The organism is Actomonas aquatica (assembly GCF_019679435.2).
Classification (GTDB): Bacteria; Verrucomicrobiota; Verrucomicrobiia; order Opitutales; family Opitutaceae; genus Actomonas; species Actomonas aquatica.
The window spans coordinates 5,547,119-5,564,085 of the sequence record NZ_CP139781.1; the positions used below are offsets into that span (position 1 = coordinate 5,547,119).

Here is a 16,967-nt window from a genome sequence, read left to right on the forward strand (position 1 = left end):
GGGCCGCTCCGGGTGGGCTCAGCGGCGGCTGAGCACGAGCGTGTCGCCTTCGTTGCGGGCTTGGATGTCGAAACCGAGATCCAGCAGGCGCACGAAAGCCTCGACGTTGTCGGCGCGGAAGGTGCCGCCGATCACCATGTTGCCGGTGGCGGCGTCGGCGAGGACGAGTTGCCGACGGTTGTAGCGGTTAAATTCGGCGATGACCTCGCGCAGCGGGGTGCCGGTGAATTCGAGACGCAGGGAATGCCAGGCCAGCCGGGCTTCCATTTCGGCGGGGGAGAGTTCGGCCACCTCGAAACCGGCCGGCAGCGTGGGCGAAAGGCGGGCTTCCTGGCCGACGCGCAGCGAAGGCACGAGGGGGGCGGTGGCCAGAGAGGCGGTTGTTTCCTTGAGCTGCACTTCGCCCTCGGTGACGAGCACGGACACGTCCTCGGGAGCGAGGGCGATGTTGAAGGCGGTGCCGACGGCGCGCACGCGGTAGTCGCCGACTTGGACGACGAAGGGACGGTGGGGGTTCTTGGCTACGATGAAGTGGGCTTCGCCTTGCACGAGACGCACGGCGCGGACGGACGGCGTGAAGTCGACTTCCACCCGGGCGGAGGTGTTCAGCTCGATGAGGGAACCGTCCTCGAGAGTGAGGCGGCGGGGCGCCGGGTGCATGATGACGCCGGATTCGTCGGAGACGGGGGCGGGGTCACGTAGGGAGAGCAGGCTGAGCACGACGGCCAGGGTGGCCGCGAGGGCGGAGCCAAAAACGATGCGCCGGCGCCAGCGGGAACGGCGGTGGCGCGGGAGGAGCAGGTCGGCGTTGGGTTTGGTGCTGTGGTTGGGGCTCCACTGGTGGAGGGCTTCCAATCGATCCCAAGCCCGGGAGAGGCGGGCGATCTCGGCTCCGTGGGTCGGGTCTTCACTGAGCCATTGCAAGTAGGCGTCCTGTTCCGCCGGGGTGAAACCACGATCGCGCGCGGCCATCCATCTGGCGGCGGCGGCTTCGGCCGAAGAGGAGTTGGACTCGGAGTCGGACATCGGGTCTAGGCGAGGCCCTCGTGAGCGAGGTATTTGGCGATGCGTCGCATGCCGTTGCCGATCTGCGATTCGACGGTGTTTTCCGAGATGCCGAGGTGCGCAGCGATCTCCTTTTGGGAGAGGCCGTAGATCTTGCGCAGGGTGAGAACCTGGCGGCACTTGTCGGGCAGCGATTGAATGGCGGCGGTGAGGAGTTCGAGTTCTTGATTGCGGGCGGCGGCTTCGGAAGGTGAAGGCTCCGTATCAAAGACGGGCAAGTCGGCGATTTCCGCCATATATTCCATCGGGGCAATGCGATGGCGGCGCAATTGGTCGATGGCGAGGTTGCGGGCAGTGGTGTAGAGCATCGCCTGAGGCGAGGTGACATGGCCAAACACGCGCTCGCGCCAGACACGGGTGATCGTCTCCTGCACGATGTTGTCCGCATCGATGATCGAGGGGTAGCGTCCTTGCAGCCAGCGACGCAGCGGCTCGGTGTGAGCCACCAGTTCTTCGCGAAACCAGCGGTCTTTATCGGGAGCAGAGGGCATGTGAAAGCTGCTTCGATGAGACGCGGGTGGACTGGGACCGTCGAGGGGATTCCCCGGGTGAAGCGCGGGGAATCAGTCAATCAATCGACCAGTGTTCTATCAGCGGGTGGAAGGCACGGTGGCTGCGACCAATGGCGGTATCGCGCTGGGGGCGGTCACGCGGCGCTGGCGCACCATGATGATGAACTCCTGCGGGGTATCGGCCTGGATGCGAACCGCCACGGTGTGATGGTGATCATCGTCGCGGCGGAAGGTGATGTTTTCGAAAAACCACGTGTTGCCGGTGTGAGCGAGCAGACGATGGCGTTCATAACCGTCGCGCGGTTCGACGCCGTGAAATTCCGGCGTGAAGTGTTTTACCCGATATTCGAGGGTGCCGTCGATTTCGACGAAGGTATTGGCTTCGCTGAAGAGGAATCCGCCGCTCGGAGTCCAGCCGCGGGCGAACCCCGGGAGTTGGCCGGCGGCGGCGGGAAAAACGTAGGCCTCCTGATGGTTGTCGTCCAAAGCCCCCTGCCAGGCGCCGACCAGCCAAGCGAGATCGGCGAGAGTGGCTGGAGGCGGGATCGCCGGGGCGTCGGCGGCGCGCAGCACTTCGGGGGATTCAAAGGCGCCGGCGTCGTGCGCGACGGGGTCGTCGGCGCGCACGCTAGCGACGGCGACCAGGAGGATTAACGGGAGGTGTTGAGTGAGGAGGCGGGTAAGTTTCATCGCCGCCATTTTAGGGGTGGAAACGGCACGGGTCGTCCGAGCCGTTCGGACCGAACGTCCGGCCCGGCCTATTGGGACTCAACATCCTGTCCGCGTCGCGAACGCGTCTCGGTCGCGATGGTTTCCCGAAACTCCGCCATGAAGCGATCGGCACAATCGGGGCAGATCCCGTGGGAGAACTCGGCCTCAGAGTGTTCGCTGATGTAGGCCTCCAGTTGAGTCCAATAACCTCCGTCGTCGCGGATTTTTTTACACGAGGCGCAGATGGGCAAAAAGCCGCTCAACGTTTTTACCTGGTTGAGGGCATCGCGCAGCTCCTCGAGGAGTTGGTCGCGCTCCGCTTCGACCAGTTTGCGATCGGTGATGTCCAGAATCACTCCGCTCCAGATTTCCTGGCCCTCAAGGAAGCGGGTGCCGGGTCGGGAGGTGAGTTGCATCCACTTGGTGCGGCCAGAGGGGAGAACTATTCTGATCTCGGATTGAAAGCCCCGGCCGGATCTGCGAGCGGCGAAATCCTCCGACTGCAGGCGGTTCAGGTCGTCTTCATGCACCAATGCCCACAGCCGTCGACTGTCGGCCATGATGCTCTCGGCGGAGAGTTCAAACATGTCGGCACATTGCGGGCTGATGTAGGTGAAACAACTGCGTCCATCGGGCCAAAGCACGTAGTCGTAGACTGCGCAGGGCAGGGTGCTGATCAGCTGCTCGTGGTGTCGGGTGTGTTCAGGCAGGGGAGAAAAAACAGGAGGCGAAACAGACATCACAATACTATGCGGAATAAGGGGCCCGACGGGGTCAGTCGGTTTGACGTCGGTAGGCGCTGGGAGTTTGGCCGGTATGGCGCTTGAACGCGGTATTGAAGGTGGATTTAGCGTTGAAACCGACGGCGAGAGCGATCTCCAGCACCGTGGTGTTGGGCTCTTCGCGGAGACGTTGGCGGGCGTCTTCGATACGGCGTAGATTGATCAGATCGTAGAACGTGGAGCCGAGTGCCTGGTTGATGGTTTGGGAAACATAGTGGGGCTTCTCACCGATGATACGACTGAGGGTGCGGAGGTTGAGCTGGCAGTCGTGATGGAGCCGTTGATCGGCGAAGGCGGAGTCGAGTTTGCGGCGAATGCGATCAACGTGGGCCGATTCCAGGGCAGATTTGGCGTATTTGCACGGCAGCGCAGTTGCTTCCGTCGGTGCCGTGGAGACGTCCGCGAGCGGGTGAAACTCGCGGCGGACGATCAGGTAGAGCGCCCCGACCGTCACGCTCACGTCGACCAACGCAAAAAGAGCCACCCACTCGACGGGAGCGTGGGTGGCGCATTGGGCGGTGCGGAGAATGGCCAGGCCCCAGGTGGTGGCGACGATGATCACGGGCAAATGCAGCCAGGCGCGGCCCGGGCTGGGCGTGGCGCGGCGGAGCAGCTCGCGGGTGCGGCGCAGGTAATACGGGGCCTGGAGGGTGAACAGACCGATGCAGATGAGCATGGCCTCGTGCAGGTAGGCATAGTGCCACGGGCGTGACGGGCTGGCGGGGTTGGCCCAAGTGGTGCCGGCGTGCGCATTGGCGATCACCGGCAGCGCGCACAGGACTCCGACCGCGATGACAGCGAAATGGGGCCACGCGAGGTCGCGCAGCCGCGGGGTTTCGCCGGTGACGGTCTCGCGCAGGGCCAACCATAGCAACGGGGCGGTGAGCAGCGATGTGACGAGCAGCAGGCCGAGCCAAAGTGATTTGTAAGGCGTGGCGGGATGAGCGGTGAGCAGCTCCAAGGCGAAGCCCAAGGCCTCAAAACCGAGGTAGAGGGTGAAGATCCGTAACGGTCGGCCGGTGCGCGTCAGGCGTTGGCTCAACAGGCCGGAGCAGAAAACGCAGAGGGCCAGCGCGATGGAATACAGCGAGGGTTGCAGGCCAGCCATGGCGCGAAGCGTGCGCTTCAATCGGGACTTGGCAATGCCACGGTGGCGAGTGCTGACAGGGCGGTCGCGGGTAGCGGGTGCTCGATGGTGAGGAACAAAAGCGCGGCGGGGGAGGGCGGCAGTGAAGGCGCAGGTGGGGGTTGGAGCTGGCGCCGAGTGGCAGTGGCGGAATGTGTCGCCATGCACGGTCGGTGCGGATGAGATGAGTCCCATGGCTTGGCGTATTCTGATCGTGGTGCTGGTGCTCTACGGCGTGTTGCTGGTGGGGGTGGCGATGGGGCAGCGATCGCTGCTGTATTACCCCACACATTACGACATCGAAGGTCCGTTGGGACCGTGGCGGGTGGGAGGGGAGGCAATCGGATTCGCCCGCGAAGTTGCCGCCCCGCGAGAGGTGTGGCTGATGTTGCACGGGAACGGCGGACAGGCGGCGCAGCGGGGTTACGTGCTGGAGCATGTGGCCGAGGAGGCAGCGGTGTTTGTGTTGGAGTATCCAGGTTATGGCGACCGAGCAGGAAAACCATCGCGCGAAAGCATCAATGCCGCAGCGCAGGCGGCGTGGTTGACCTTGCGGAAACGATTTCCGGGTGTGCCCATGGGCGTGATCGGCGAGTCCATCGGCACGGGGCCGGCCTGTGAATTGGCCGGCGTGGCGGAGCCGCCGGACAAAATCGTGTTGTGGACGCCGTATGACCGCTTGGTCGACGTGGCCAAGGAGCGCTTTCGCTGGTTGCCGGTAGGTCTGCTGTTGCGGGACAAGTGGGACAATGGCGCGGCGCTGCAGGCTTACGGCGGGGCGGTGGAAATTTACGCGGCGAAGCAGGATGAAGTGATACCGATCCAACACGCGCGGCGCCTGCATGAGCGGGTGCCGGCGGCACGCTGGATTGAAATGGAGGGCGGGCACAACTCCTGGCGGTGGGAAGGTGTCCTGAGGGTGGATGACTGAGCGCAAAAGGGTTGCGGGCGGCGACCGCATGGCCGTTTTAGGGGCGAGCGACCATGAACGAATCCCTGCACCTCGACCCTGATCAACTGGAAGCCGGCCTACCCAAAGTGGAAGCGGCGCCCTTGGATGGGGGCTTGCTGGAAATGATCGTGCGCCGGCCGGCGACCGATGAACGCGAGGTGCTGACGGAGGCGACGTTGAGTCCGGCGGTCGGGCTGGAGGGCGACAACTGGTCGTTGGGAAAGGCGAATCCCGAATGTCAGCTCACTTTGATGAACGCTCGGGCAGCACAACTGGTCGCGCGTTCGCGGGAGCGTTGGCCGTTGGCGGGGGATCAGCTCTACGTGGATCTCAATATCGGTGACGTGAATCTGCCGCCCGGCACGCGCCTTGCCATCGGGGCCGAGGCGGTCGTGGAGGTGACAGCCGAGCCGCACACGGGTTGTTCGAAGTTTGTGGCTCGTTTCGGCCTGCCCGCGATGGAGTTTGTCAATTCGCCGGAAGGGCGGGCGCTCAACCTGCGCGGGATCAACGCCAAGGTCATCACCGGTGGTGTGGTGCGCGTCGGCGATGTCGTGACGAAGATCAGTGCCACGTGATGGTGAGCTGGCCAATCATCACACCCAGCTCGCGGCGGTCGTGGGAATTCGGATCAAAGGTCGGACTGCGCAATTCGAGTGAAGCGACGTGATCGGCGATCGGGGCGGACGGCAGGGAGAGTTCCAGCTGGTCGGGCGCGTGATCGAGTTGGAACGTCTGGAGGCGATGACCCTCCCACCAGATTTCAAGCTCGGTGCCGTCGCGTGGCACGCCTGCTATCGGCACGGTGAGTTGGCGCGGAATCGCGTTCGGCGGAAGCTCGATTTCGAAGTGACCAAAACCATTGGTCCATCGTGCCGGCTCACCGTGAATCGGTTCGATGGGATGCAGGCCATAGCTTTTCACGTAAGGATTCCGACCGAACCCGAAGACCATGCGCGCCTGTGCGCCCGGCGGACGGAAGCTGAAAACGATTCCGCCCAATCGCACGCCGAGCTCCCGGTGATCCGTGGATTCCGGCGCGAAATCAGAGGGACGAAAGGTGCTGCTGTGCACGCTGATTTCGTGGTGCGACCGGGTCCAATCCACGTCGGTGAGGTCCAGCGGCAATACCCCGCCTTCGGCGGGGATCGCAGCCTCGAAAGCCGTGTGCTCGTCGATCGTGACCTTCACCGCAGCACCGTCGGGCGAAGTTGCCATGATATCGAGAAACGCCCGCTGCGGAGGTGAGGGGAAGGCCCACGGCACGTCCAGGCGGGCGGTGGGGCCGGTGGTCCAGCGGAAGGGGATCTCGTCCACGTATTCCTGGCCGGCGAACCCTGATTCAGGCACCCCGTAGATGGGATTGGCGCCAAGCCGCACTTCGGCGGCGTGGGGGTCGATGCCGACGCCGCCGGGGCCGAGCACGGAGAGGAAGGCGGTGCGTCGGCGGAGCTTAAGTTCGCGCGGCGGTGGCTCCGTGGTGCGCAGCAGGTTGGGATGCACCAGCTCGAAACGACGGGCATCGCGGAGTGGGTTCGCCACCATCGGCGTGGGACTCAGGAGCATTACCGTGCGACCGCGGCTTTGCTCCAAATTGATGAGTTGTTTCAGGCGCTCGGCTTGCACCGGGTCCTCCGGACGAGCACGCAGGGTTTGCACCTGTTCCACCAATTGGATCGGTCCCAAAATGGGTTTGCGCACCGTGGCCACGACGAGGGCGTGGCGCGGGATCTCGCGCTTGATCGATTGAATGAAGGCGACCGCCTCGCCGTTGAGCCGGGCAAAGCCGAGTGGATACATCGACCAGCCGACCCAGGCGAAGATCGCCACCCCGGCGAGGCTCGCGAGAATCGGGCGCCAACGCGGGCGCGGCACGGCAGCGACAGTGCCCTGCAGGCCGAGCGTGGCCAGCAACACCATGCCGGGAAGGATCACCGGCACGAAGCGGCGGATCTTCCAAATGTGGTCGGTGCTGATGTAGGGATTATACAAATACAACAGAGTGCAGGCGGCCCAGAGCGCGAGGAATGGGGCCCAGTTCCACTCCCGGTCCACAAAGGTCCGGCGCAGGGCGAGGCACAGGCCGACCAGCATGAACGCGATCGCCGGCGGCGAGAGGTAGGCGGCGAGATCGCGCAAGCTGTTCTCGCGGTAGTCCCGTCCCTCCCAACCGATGCTCTCAGCAAACTGGGCAAAGGGTTCGATGTGCGGGCGGATCCACCACGCGTAGAGGGCGAGCAACACCAGCACCGCGGAGAGGGCGGTGATGAGGCGGGGCGCGCGCAGCAGCGCATCCAGCGATTCGCGGAGTCGGCGCGGCAGGGGCAGCCAGGCAACGACGGTGAAAGCGGTCGCAATGCCGAGCATGGCAGCCAGACGGCCACTGAAGTCGTGGTAGTAGCCGGGCGAGGTGAGGAAACCGTAACCGAAAGCGAGGGCCCCGAGCACCACGCCGATCGTCGCGCCGGCGCGGGCGAGCTGGCGGCAGGTGGTGGCGCTGTGATCGCTGCGGGGTTGTTGCGCCGACCAGGCGTCGAAGGCGCAGAGACCGAGCAGCACCAGGTAAGCGTCGATGCGCACAAAGGTGCAGGTGGCGATGAGCGCGTGCGCGAGCACGCCGAGACCCACCTGACGACGAGTGAACGCCTGGTGCAGCAGGATGAGTCCGCCGAGCAGCCAGGTTTGCGTTATCACCTCACTGAGCGTGATGCGGGCGATCCAGATTTGCGCGAGATTCAGGCTGAAGAGCGCGGTGGCAAACCAGGCCCACCGGGACGCGAACAGGCGGCGCGCGAACTCGTAAAACAGGAGCGTATTGAGGGCGGCGAGCAGCGGATTGAAGAGGAACATTCCCAGAAAGCCGCCCCCGCCGAAGGCCTGGGCCAGCGTGATCGCAAAGGTGGGTGGGAATTGAAAGTAGATGTTCTCCTGCGTGGCATCGAAGAAGTAACCACCGGCCTGCGCCCCGGAGATCAACATGCTGTTTTCCGGGACGAACAGATCGGCATAGGGCGGCGCGGCGCGGAGGTCTCCTGTGCGGGCGATATGGGCGGCGTGGTTGGAGTAAACGCCCTGATCGCGTCCGCTGAAGATGCTCTCGTTGCGGTAGAGACCGTGCCAGGCGAAGATCAGCGCGGCGACGAGCAACAGGACGGTGTCGGTCCGGGCCCATACCGGACGTAGCTCGCGGTAAAGCCGCGGGAGGCAGGCAGCGGTGAGGGTCCAGCCCGCCACACCGAATAGCACCGGTTTGAAGGCGCCCACCCAGGCAGCAACGAAGAGCAGGGGCCAGGTGAGCACCAGCCCGACGGTAAATCCGAGCGTGGCGAGGACGATGACCGGCAGCGTGGTGGCGGTATCCAGTTTGGCACGACGCAGGAGCAGGAGGCCGAGCACGGCGATGCCAGGAAAATAACCAAAACCGAGTGAATGCTGGATGAGCGAACCCATGAACGAAGAAGACGGATGAAGCGAAAGGCAGATCACGACGTATGAGGCGGGAAGCGTCGAGCGGGCTTTTCGCGCAGGAGGCTTATTGCCATGCGCGTTGACGATGGTTTGGTGGCGCTTGTGAAGCTCATCATCCAGATCCCCTGCTACAATGAAGCGGAGTCGCTGCCGGCTACGCTGGCGGACCTGCCGCGCGAGGTTGAGGGAGTCGACGAGGTCGAGTGGTTGGTGATCGATGACGGCAGCAGCGATGACACGGCGGCGGTCGCGGCGTTGGAGGGCGTGGACCACGTGGTGAAGTTGCCGCGCAACATGGGATTGGCGCGGGCGTTTTCGGCCGGGCTGGCGGCGTGCGTGGAGCGCGGAGCCGACTTCATCGTGAACACGGATGCCGATAACCAATACAGCGCGGTCGATATCCCGAAGCTGGTGGCGCCGCTGCTGCGCGGTGAGGCCGACATCGTGATCGGGGCGCGCCCCATCGGCACGATCGAGCATTTTTCGCCGGTCAAGAAAGCCTTGCAGAAGTTCGGCAGCCAGGTGGCGCGCTCGCTCAGTCGCACGGAGGTGGCGGATGCGCCGAGCGGGTTCCGCGGTTTCACGCGGGAGTCGGCGCAGCGTCTCAACGTATTCAGCAGCTACACCTACACGCTGGAGACCATCATTCAGGCCGGGCAGAACGACATGGTGGTGTTGTCGGTGCCGGTGGGGGTGAATGGCAAGCAACGGCCCTCGCGGTTGGTAAAGAGCATTTTCTCCTACGTGAAGCGCTCGATGGTGACCATGGTGCGCATCTTTATGATCTACCGGCCGGTGACCTTCTTTTTCACCATCGGCGCGGTCGTAGGCGGCGCGGGTCTGATCGGTGGGCTGCGCTTTCTTTATTTTTTTGCGATCGGGCAGGGCAACGGCCACGTGCAGTCGGTCGTGCTGTCGGCGGTGCTGGTGGGCTCCGGGCTTTCGATGTGGGTGCTCGGGCTGTTGGCTGATTTGATTTCGGTGAACCGGCGTTTGTTGGAGAAGGCCAACTGGCGCATCGCGCGCCTGGAGGATCGATTGGCGGCCCGGGACGCGGCGGCCGCGGCGGAAGTGGCGAAATCCGAGGACTCGTGAGATGAACACTCCGGCGGCGCAGAGCTCGCGGGCGGAGGTGGGATGGCGCTGGGCCAAGCGTTTGGGTTCGGTCGTGGCGCTCGCCAGTGGGGGCTGGGTTTTGTGGCAGGGTGCGCAGGGACTGCGTTCTCAGGACGTGGTGCTGGACTGGGCGCGGTTGCTGCCGGTGGTGGTGATCGGAGTCGGCCTGTGGGTGGCTCTTAATGCGCTGCTTGGCGCGGCGTGGGCGGGCATGGTTCGCCTGCTGGGCGGCGAGGTGCGCACGGCCGATTCGGTGCGGCTCGCGTGGCGGGTGCAGGTGGCAAAATACCTGCCGGGAAATGTGTTTCACTATGCGGGTCGGGTGGCGCTGGCCGGGGAGGTGGGGGTGCGCAAGACCGTGGCGGTGGTCGCGACGGCGGCGGAGCCGGTGCTGCAGTTGGCGGTGGCCTGCGCGGCGGTGGCGGTTGTGGTGCCGGTGGGCCTGCGCGGTGATCTGCCATGGCCGGTCCTGGGGGTGGCGCTGGTGGGGTGTTTGGGCGTGGTGGCGCTGGCGGCGGTGATCCTGCGACGCCGCTTGGCGAAGGCCGGCGTGCAACCGCGCTGGCGGGTCGGATCGGCGTTGGCGGTGGTCGGCTCACACCTGGGGGTGATGGTGATCCAGACCCTGATGTTTCAACTGGTGGTGAGCCGAGTCGGCGGTGGTTGGGAGGCGGATGGGCTCACCTTGTTTGGCGTGGTGGTGGTCTCCTGGACGGCCGGGCTGGTGGTGATCGGGGCGCCGGGAGGCATCGGGGTGCGCGAGCTCACGCTGGCGGTGCTGGCCGAGCGTCTGGGCGCGCCGGGCGAGGTGGTGGCGGTGGCGGCGGTGCTCACGCGACTGGCGGCGGTGGCGGGCGACGTGAGCAGTGCGGCCCTGGCGCGGTGGTGGCCGAGTAAAGAATAGAGGATTGACCCCTTATTCCGGGGGGCGGATGGGGAGCTCGAGGGTGAAGGTGGCGCCGTGGCCGGGACCGTCGCTGGTGGCGGTGAGGCTGCCGCCCATTTCATTGGCAAAGTTTGCTCCGCTGTGCAGGCCGAAGCCGTGACCCTTGGCCCGGGTGGTGAAACCATGGGAGAAGATGCGGGTGAGGTTTTCCGGCGGGATGCCGACGCCGTTGTCGATGACCGAGATGCGCACGGTGTCGGGGTCGGGTTGCTCGACCCGGGCGATGATTTTACGGTCGCCGGCTTCGATTTCGGTGAGCGCATAACGCGCGTTTTGGAAGAGGTTGACCAGGATCTGCAGGACCTTGTGTTTGTCGACGACGACGATGGGGTCGGTGTGGAAGTCCCGAATGAGTTCGATCTGGTGGCGCTCGAAGGCGGCGGTGTGGATCTGCAGGGAGTCTTTGATGATCTCGGAAAGCTGCACCTGCTGGAGGAAGCCCGACACCTTGGCGTAGTTCTGCTGGGTGGCAACGATGTCGCGGATGTGTTCGATGTTGCGGGTGAGTTGCTCGTGTTCGTTGAGCACAAATTCGCGCTCGTTGGCGAGGTTGGCGGCGATTTGGATGATGAACTCCGGCAGGTGTTTGCCGCGGGGGTCGTTGGAGACGAAGTGTTCGAAGTCGTTTTGGTGTTCCTTGAGCAGGTCGGCGAGGCGGACGAGGGAGCGCAGTTTGGACTCACGCACCCGGTCGTTGACGAGCGAGGAGGAGACGTTGACGGAGTTGAGCACGTTGCCGACGTTGTGGAGCACGCCGGTGGCGATTTCGGCCATGCCGGCCTGGCGGGAGGCGTTGATGAGCTGCTGTTGGGCGGCAACGAGTTCCTGGGTGCGCTCGGTGACGCGTTGTTCGAGGGTGTTGTTGGCTTCGAGCAAGGCGTCCTGCGCGTGCTGGCGGGCGATGGTGGCACCCAGCATGTCGGCGGCGGAACGCAGGCTGTTTTGTTCGGCGACCTCCCACCTGCGGGCGACGCGGCAGTCATCGAGGTTCAGGGTGCCCCACACTTCGCCGCTCACCATGATGGGTAACAGAATCGTGGCTTTGACGTGAGTGGCCGTGAAGACGGCCCGTTTGTCTTCCGACACGTCTTCGGCCCGGGCGGCGATGCCTTCGCCGGTGAGCAGCGAGTCCATCCAGTCACCGAAGGGGGTCTCGCGCGGGTGGTAGACCGGGTGTTCGGGGTGGGCGGCATCGGATTCGGGGGGGATGTCGTCCCGCTGCCAGTGGTATTGGCGAACGGAGCGTTCGGCGCCGGGAGTGAGGTCAGTGAAGACGAAGACGGAGGCCCGGTCGACGCCGGTGGCTTCGGCAAGTTCGTGCAGCACGGCGGGAATGGTGCCTTCCCAGCTGTCGGCGCGCAGGAAGAGCTCGGCCGAACGGCGCACGCTGCCGACGATGCGGTCGCGCCGTTCGAGTGATGCGGTCATGTCATTGACCGAGCCAGAGAGGGAGCCGATTTCGTCGCTGCGGTGGATGGTGGCGCGGACGCGGAGTTCGCCATGGGCAACTCGGTCGACGACCTTGCGCAGGGCGAGAATGGGCTGCACGAGTCGCTTGGCATAGATGACCGAAGCGATGAGGCTGAGCACCAGACAGACCAAGGTGACGATAGCGGTGGTCTGGTAGAGGTTGTTGACGTTGCTTTTGTAGGTATCGAGTGAGAGGCCGACGTGGATCCAGCCCCACTCGATGGCGGAATAATCGAAGGGCTGGGAGTAGTGGTAAATGCGCTCGGGGGAGAGGGACACCTCACCGATATTACCGGAGGGCACGCGTCGTTCCGGGTGCCATTCCGGGCCGGAATCCATCTCGGCGCGCCAGCCCTCGCGATCGCTGATGAGGGAGAAGCCGTCGTTGCGGGTGATGACGATGTAAACGAGGGCGGGGTCGCCGCGAAGCATCTCCATGCTGTGGTCGACGACGCTGCTGTAGTCCTCGTTGATGGCGGCGCCGGCGGCGACATCGCGCAGGGAAACGGCGACACCATGGGCCTTGGATTCGAGGCTCTCCACAAAGGTGCGCTGCTGTTGCGGCACGATGAAGACGATGAAGACGCCCAAGGTCATGACAGTGACCAGCCAGGACAGCAGCGCGGTGCGCTGCATGATGCCGATGCTGGAGCGGGGGGCCGACGGTGAATTCATGACGAACGTTGGGCTTGGACCGCCTGCCAGCGCGCGAGCAGTTCGCGGCAGGTGTCGAGTTCTTCCGGATTGTAGGGCATGATTTTACGCACCTTGAAGAGCGTAAGAATCTGACGACCATCGCTGTCCTCGTCGAGGTGAAGCAGGGCGTCGAGGATGTCCTTTTTGAAGTCTTCGTTGGGCCAGTCGCTCTCGCGGGTGCAGATCACGGCGTCGGCCAAACGCTGCGACCAGACGAGCACCTGTAGTTGACTGGCGACCTGGGGGTTGAGTTCGCCCATGAGTTTGAAGCTTGGCTCGTCGATGACACAGGCGTCCTTGGTCCCAAAAAAGACCGGTAGCACGACGGTGCTGGGTTTGTCCCCGGTGGAGATGGAGGCGAAAAAGTCCGCGGCGGGTGGCAGGTTGGCTTCGCCGAGGCGAGTCTCGACCCAGTCGCTAATCACGCCGGTATCGGCCAGTTCCCACCAGATGAGTGATTTGCCCTGCAGGTCTTCGAGGCGAGACCAGCTGCGGTCGCGGCGGGCAAGAATGACGAAGTGGCGTCCAGGCAGGTCTTCTTCGGCGATGGTGAACGTGGGTCGCATGGCCTCCAGCGGCGGCATCTGCAGGTAGGACCAGTTCATGATGATGCCGAGGTGGATGGGATTGGAGCGGCGGTTGAGTGCCGTGGCGTAGCTTTGGCGGTCGGGGAAGACTTCGGTTTCGACCCGGATTTTGTAGCCTTGGCGCTCGGCGATGTTGGCGAGAAAGTGACGGTAGGCGGCGATAGCGTCGTTGATGTTGGTATCGCGGAAAGCGTTTTGGCTCAGGCCGACGCGCAGCACGATGGGCTCCGCGGACTGAGCCGAGGCGAACCAAGCGCTGCAAGCGAAGGCGAAGAGGAGTCCGCCGCGCCGCATCCAGCTATGAAGGCGATGACTGGAGGTTTTCATGGCGTGGAGCGCGGGCGATCGATCGCGGCGTGGCGGTCGAGCAGAGCGAGGGTTTCGGCCAAATCTTCCGGGGTCCCCTGGAAGAGCTCTTCTTGTTGGAAGAGGGTGAGAATCTGGCTTTTGCCGGGATTCTCGTTGGTGCTGGTGAACTCATCGATGATGAGTTGGCGAGAGGGCGAAACAAAGTTTCCGCGGAAGAAGAAAAACGAGGAGACAACCGGAGGTGACTCGAGCAGGACTTCGAGTTGTTTGCCAACCTGCGGGTTGAGCTCCTGCATAAGTTCGAAGCCCTGCCGGGTAACGATGCAGGCATCGCTTTGGCCGAAGAAGACGTTGAGCACGTTGCGCGAGAGTTTGGCTTCCTGACGGACGTCGCCGAAGTGGTCGGCCGGAGCCGGTAGGTCGGCGTCATACAGCTCGAGGTCGAGCCACTCCGGCATGATGCAGGAGCGGGCGGAGAGCAGCATGACGAGTTTCTTGCCGCGCAGTTGGGTAAGGCTGCTGATCTGATCGGCTTTTCGCACCAGCAGCACGTAGTGGTCAAACGCTTCGCCGTTGGTGCGGGAGAGGAGCAGCGGGCCGACGGAGACCCGGTCGCGCAATTCCCAATACTCGCCGGCGGTGAGGGTGATGGCTTCCAAGCGGCTTTCGTTGAGCGCTTTCACCACGTCGTCGACGCGGTCAAAGGAGACGATCTCCGGCGAAACCGGCAGGCCGCGGGTGGCGGCGACTTCCTGAGTCCATACGCGCATGGCGGCGCGGGCATCGTTGAGGTTGATGCCTTCGAACATGCGCGCGGTGAAGCCGAAGTGCATGAGCTCGTCGGTCGGGCTGGAGGGCGCTTGCGCTGCCGCCATGGAGGCGGACAGCGCAGAAGCCAGAGCTAGCATAACACGACGGGCCAGAAGCATGGGCTGAGAGCGACAGCGTCGCGGGCTGAGCTCAGCGGAGGGCTTGGAAGCGGCTGCTGAGTTCGGAGCCGACGACAAACTGGAGTTGGGACTGGAGGGCGATATGATCGTAGAGCGCTTTGTAGTGTTGGGCGATCATGATGGCCTCGGTGAGCTGAGCGCGAATCACTTTGTCGGTTTCCACGAGTTCGGCCTGGTAGGCGCGCACGTTGAGGTCGCGATTTTCGGTGGCGGACTCCATGGCGACGCGGGAGGACTCACGGGCTTTCTCGGCGGCGGTGATGCTCAGCACGATGTCGCGCACGCGCAGGCCGATGCCTTCCTGGAGGAGGAACTTCTGTTCTTTGAGTTGGCCGAGTTGGGCGCGGGCTTCGGCGACGCGACCGCGGGTGAGGAAACCGTCGAAGAGGGGCACTTCTAGGCCGACGCCAACGCCCCAGCCTTTCTTGTTGTTGTCGGAGGCGAGGCCCACGGTCTGGTCGTTCCAGAAGCGATGGAGGCGGCCGGTGAGGGCGACCTTGGGGTGGTAACCACTGCGGGCGGTGCGCACGCCACCCTCGGCGGCGCGCAGGGCGGCTTCAAGGCGGGACCAGTCAGGGCTGAATTCGTAGGCGGCGGAGACGAGGTTGTTCAGGTCGGGCGTGATGGGCAGCCAGGGCAGTTCCTTGTCGGCCGGGGTGACGGAGTCGCGCCAGCTGCGGCCCATGGTGAAGGCGAGGGCGGCACCGGCCATGGCTTCGTTTTTCTCCAGCTGGGCGACGAGGCCGCGGATGGTTTCGACCATGATCTTGTTGTCGAGGAAGTCGGTCTTTTTGACCGTGCCGGAGCCTTCCTGGTAGAGCGATTCGGTGAGGCTGAGGGTGGCCTCCATGCGGGCGAGGGTGTCGTTGCCAATCTCGTGGAGACGGCGGGCGAGGACGGCGCCGTAGTAGAGGCGCTTGACGCTGTCGACGATTTGCAGGTCGGTGCGGCGGGCTTCCTGCAGCATGATGTCGCGGTAGGCGCCGGCCTGCTCGCGGTAGCCGCGACGCATGCCGCCGTCGTAGACGAGCCAGGTGAGGTCGACGGAGGCGGCGAGGTAGTCGCGGTCCATCAGGGAAATTTCCTGTTCGGGCACGCCGAAGAGGCTGCCGTCGGTGGTGATGGTCTGCGCCGGGGTGCTGACCGGGAGCTGGACTGGGTTGGGGCCGAAGACGCCGGCGGGGACGTTGATGAGGGCGGTGCCGGCCGGGACCTGCACGGTCTGCGGCGGGATATACATCTGCGAGGCCGGGAAGATGTAGTTGGGGTTCTCGTCGAGGCGCTCGTAGCCGGCGGAGAGTTTCACCTGCGGCCAGTAACCGGCCATGGCCTGCTGGTGGCGGGCCTCGGCCATCGCCACGGCGAACTGGGAGGCGGGGCGCTCGTGGTTGTTGGCGAGGGCGGCTTCGACGCATTCGTCCAAGGTCATCACCGGGCCGGAATCGGCCGCCGCAGTGGGCAGCGCGGCAAGACAGAGACCGCCGAGAAATGCGGAGGAGAGGAGCGGTCGGAGCGACGGAAGATAGGAGCGGGACATGATAAGTTTCAAACGGCGGAAGTGGGGGCGCACTTTAGAACCAAAAGCACTGGAAAGGATAAGGATAGGTGGGGTCGGGTATTTCCTTCAAGCCGCCGCTGCTTCGGAACTTACGTAGAATTATTGCGCAGTTTCCGGGTGAATGGCGGTTGGAATCCGCGTTGTCCGAGCGAGCTAAACGCAAAAAGCTCCCGCCGACCGAGGTCAGAGGGAGCTGCGAATGGAGCGGAAAACGGGGTCAGGCGGGGGCGGCGGTGACGGCGGGTTTGAGCACGGCAGCGCCGAGGGTGAGGTGCGGGCGGGTGAGGCGCCACGTGCACCGGGCATTGAGTGGGCCGGCATCCAGCGCGAGCTCCTCTGTCCACTGGCGGCTCACTGCCGGCGATTGCACGCGCAGGTCAGGCGCGACGCTGTCGGTCAGCAACGGCGCGAAGGTGAGCATGACCTCCACCTTGCGCTCCGCGATGCCGTTGATGGCGATGAGCCGCGAGTAGCAGGGGATGCCGTCTTCACTCTGCTCAAAAACCAGCCAGGTCTCTTCACCGAGGTCTGCCGGGGGCAGGTCGGCTGGCAGCCACGCTTCGGGCGCAATGCGCCAAGGCACGTTGGCTTCGACGGGGTGTTGCCGGAACCAGAGGGCGACGAGACCGTGGGGGCCGGACAGGCGCACGGGCGTGCCGTGGGTGAGGGTCCAGCCGTTGGGGGTGGTCGGGTGGGCGCGGTAGGCTTTAAATCCCATA

The 16,967-nt window shown here is 64.5% G+C and carries 15 protein-coding genes; 4 read left to right on the forward strand and 11 right to left on the reverse strand.

The window, feature by feature from the left end; translation table 11 throughout:
• Window positions 1-18: 18 nt before the first annotated feature.
• The 5 genes from K1X11_RS21145 to K1X11_RS21165 all read right to left on the reverse strand — a co-directional run bounded on the left by K1X11_RS21145 (window position 19) and on the right by K1X11_RS21165 (window position 4,178).
• A complete protein-coding gene (locus K1X11_RS21145; RefSeq protein ID WP_221029258.1) occupies window positions 19-1,026 on the reverse strand; it encodes a FecR family protein in 1,008 nt (335 codons plus the stop codon).
• A gap of 5 nt (window positions 1,027-1,031) precedes the next feature.
• Window positions 1,032-1,556 (reverse strand): RNA polymerase sigma factor, encoded by a 525-nt coding sequence (locus tag K1X11_RS21150; RefSeq protein ID WP_221029257.1) that lies wholly within the window; start codon window positions 1,554-1,556, stop codon window positions 1,032-1,034.
• Window positions 1,557-1,655: 99 nt separating this feature from the next.
• Entirely contained in the window at window positions 1,656-2,267 is a 612-nt protein-coding gene (locus K1X11_RS21155; protein WP_221029256.1) for a DUF6265 family protein, read from the reverse strand.
• 68 nt (window positions 2,268-2,335) lie between these two features.
• The gene (locus tag K1X11_RS21160) at window positions 2,336-3,028 is read right to left on the reverse strand and encodes a PAS domain-containing protein (RefSeq protein WP_221029255.1); all 693 of its coding nucleotides are present in this window, start codon (window positions 3,026-3,028) and stop codon (window positions 2,336-2,338) included.
• Window positions 3,029-3,062: 34 nt separating this feature from the next.
• Complete coding sequence (locus tag K1X11_RS21165; RefSeq protein WP_221029254.1) at window positions 3,063-4,178, reverse strand: AraC family transcriptional regulator; 1,116 nt, start codon at window positions 4,176-4,178, stop codon at window positions 3,063-3,065.
• A gap of 211 nt (window positions 4,179-4,389) precedes the next feature.
• Here K1X11_RS21165 and K1X11_RS21170 point away from each other — a divergent pair, with 211 nt between their 5' ends.
• On the forward strand, window positions 4,390-5,127 hold the full coding sequence (locus K1X11_RS21170) for an alpha/beta hydrolase (protein WP_221029253.1): 738 nt from the start codon (window positions 4,390-4,392) through the stop codon (window positions 5,125-5,127).
• A gap of 53 nt (window positions 5,128-5,180) precedes the next feature.
• On the forward strand, window positions 5,181-5,726 hold the full coding sequence (locus K1X11_RS21175; protein ID WP_221029252.1) for an MOSC domain-containing protein: 546 nt from the start codon (window positions 5,181-5,183) through the stop codon (window positions 5,724-5,726).
• Here the strand turns inward: K1X11_RS21175 and K1X11_RS21180 are convergent.
• Window positions 5,713-8,598, reverse strand: coding sequence for an ArnT family glycosyltransferase (locus K1X11_RS21180; RefSeq protein ID WP_221029251.1), 2,886 nt, complete (start codon window positions 8,596-8,598; stop codon window positions 5,713-5,715). The two genes, K1X11_RS21175 and K1X11_RS21180, sit on opposite strands and share 14 nt — an antisense overlap.
• Before the next feature lie 120 nt (window positions 8,599-8,718).
• Here K1X11_RS21180 and K1X11_RS21185 point away from each other — a divergent pair, with 120 nt between their 5' ends.
• Entirely contained in the window at window positions 8,719-9,711 is a 993-nt protein-coding gene (locus K1X11_RS21185) for a glycosyltransferase family 2 protein (RefSeq protein ID WP_343212938.1), read from the forward strand.
• Window position 9,712: 1 nt separating this feature from the next.
• Window positions 9,713-10,636, forward strand: a complete 924-nt coding sequence (locus K1X11_RS21190) for a lysylphosphatidylglycerol synthase domain-containing protein (protein WP_221029249.1) — start codon at window positions 9,713-9,715, stop codon at window positions 10,634-10,636.
• Window positions 10,637-10,648: 12 nt separating this feature from the next.
• On the opposite strand, the gene K1X11_RS21195 is transcribed toward K1X11_RS21190, so the two are convergent.
• The 5 genes from K1X11_RS21195 to K1X11_RS21215 all read right to left on the reverse strand — a co-directional run bounded on the left by K1X11_RS21195 (window position 10,649) and on the right by K1X11_RS21215 (window position 16,966).
• Entirely contained in the window at window positions 10,649-12,823 is a 2,175-nt protein-coding gene (locus K1X11_RS21195) for an ATP-binding protein (RefSeq protein ID WP_221029248.1), read from the reverse strand.
• The gene (locus K1X11_RS21200; RefSeq protein WP_221029247.1) at window positions 12,820-13,758 is read right to left on the reverse strand and encodes a phosphate/phosphite/phosphonate ABC transporter substrate-binding protein; all 939 of its coding nucleotides are present in this window, start codon (window positions 13,756-13,758) and stop codon (window positions 12,820-12,822) included. Before K1X11_RS21200 ends, K1X11_RS21195 begins: the two co-directional genes overlap by 4 nt.
• Window positions 13,755-14,648 carry a phosphate/phosphite/phosphonate ABC transporter substrate-binding protein gene (locus K1X11_RS21205; RefSeq protein ID WP_221029246.1) on the reverse strand — a complete coding sequence of 298 codons (894 nt, stop codon included), beginning with the start codon at window positions 14,646-14,648 and terminating at the stop codon, window positions 13,755-13,757. The genes K1X11_RS21200 and K1X11_RS21205 overlap by 4 nt, the downstream gene beginning before the upstream one ends.
• A 52-nt stretch (window positions 14,649-14,700) precedes the next feature.
• Window positions 14,701-16,227, reverse strand: a complete 1,527-nt coding sequence (locus K1X11_RS21210; RefSeq protein ID WP_221029245.1) for a TolC family protein — start codon at window positions 16,225-16,227, stop codon at window positions 14,701-14,703.
• 238 nt (window positions 16,228-16,465) lie between these two features.
• A complete protein-coding gene (locus K1X11_RS21215; RefSeq protein WP_221029244.1) occupies window positions 16,466-16,966 on the reverse strand; it encodes a hypothetical protein in 501 nt (166 codons plus the stop codon).
• Between the last annotated feature and the right edge of the window lies 1 nt (window position 16,967).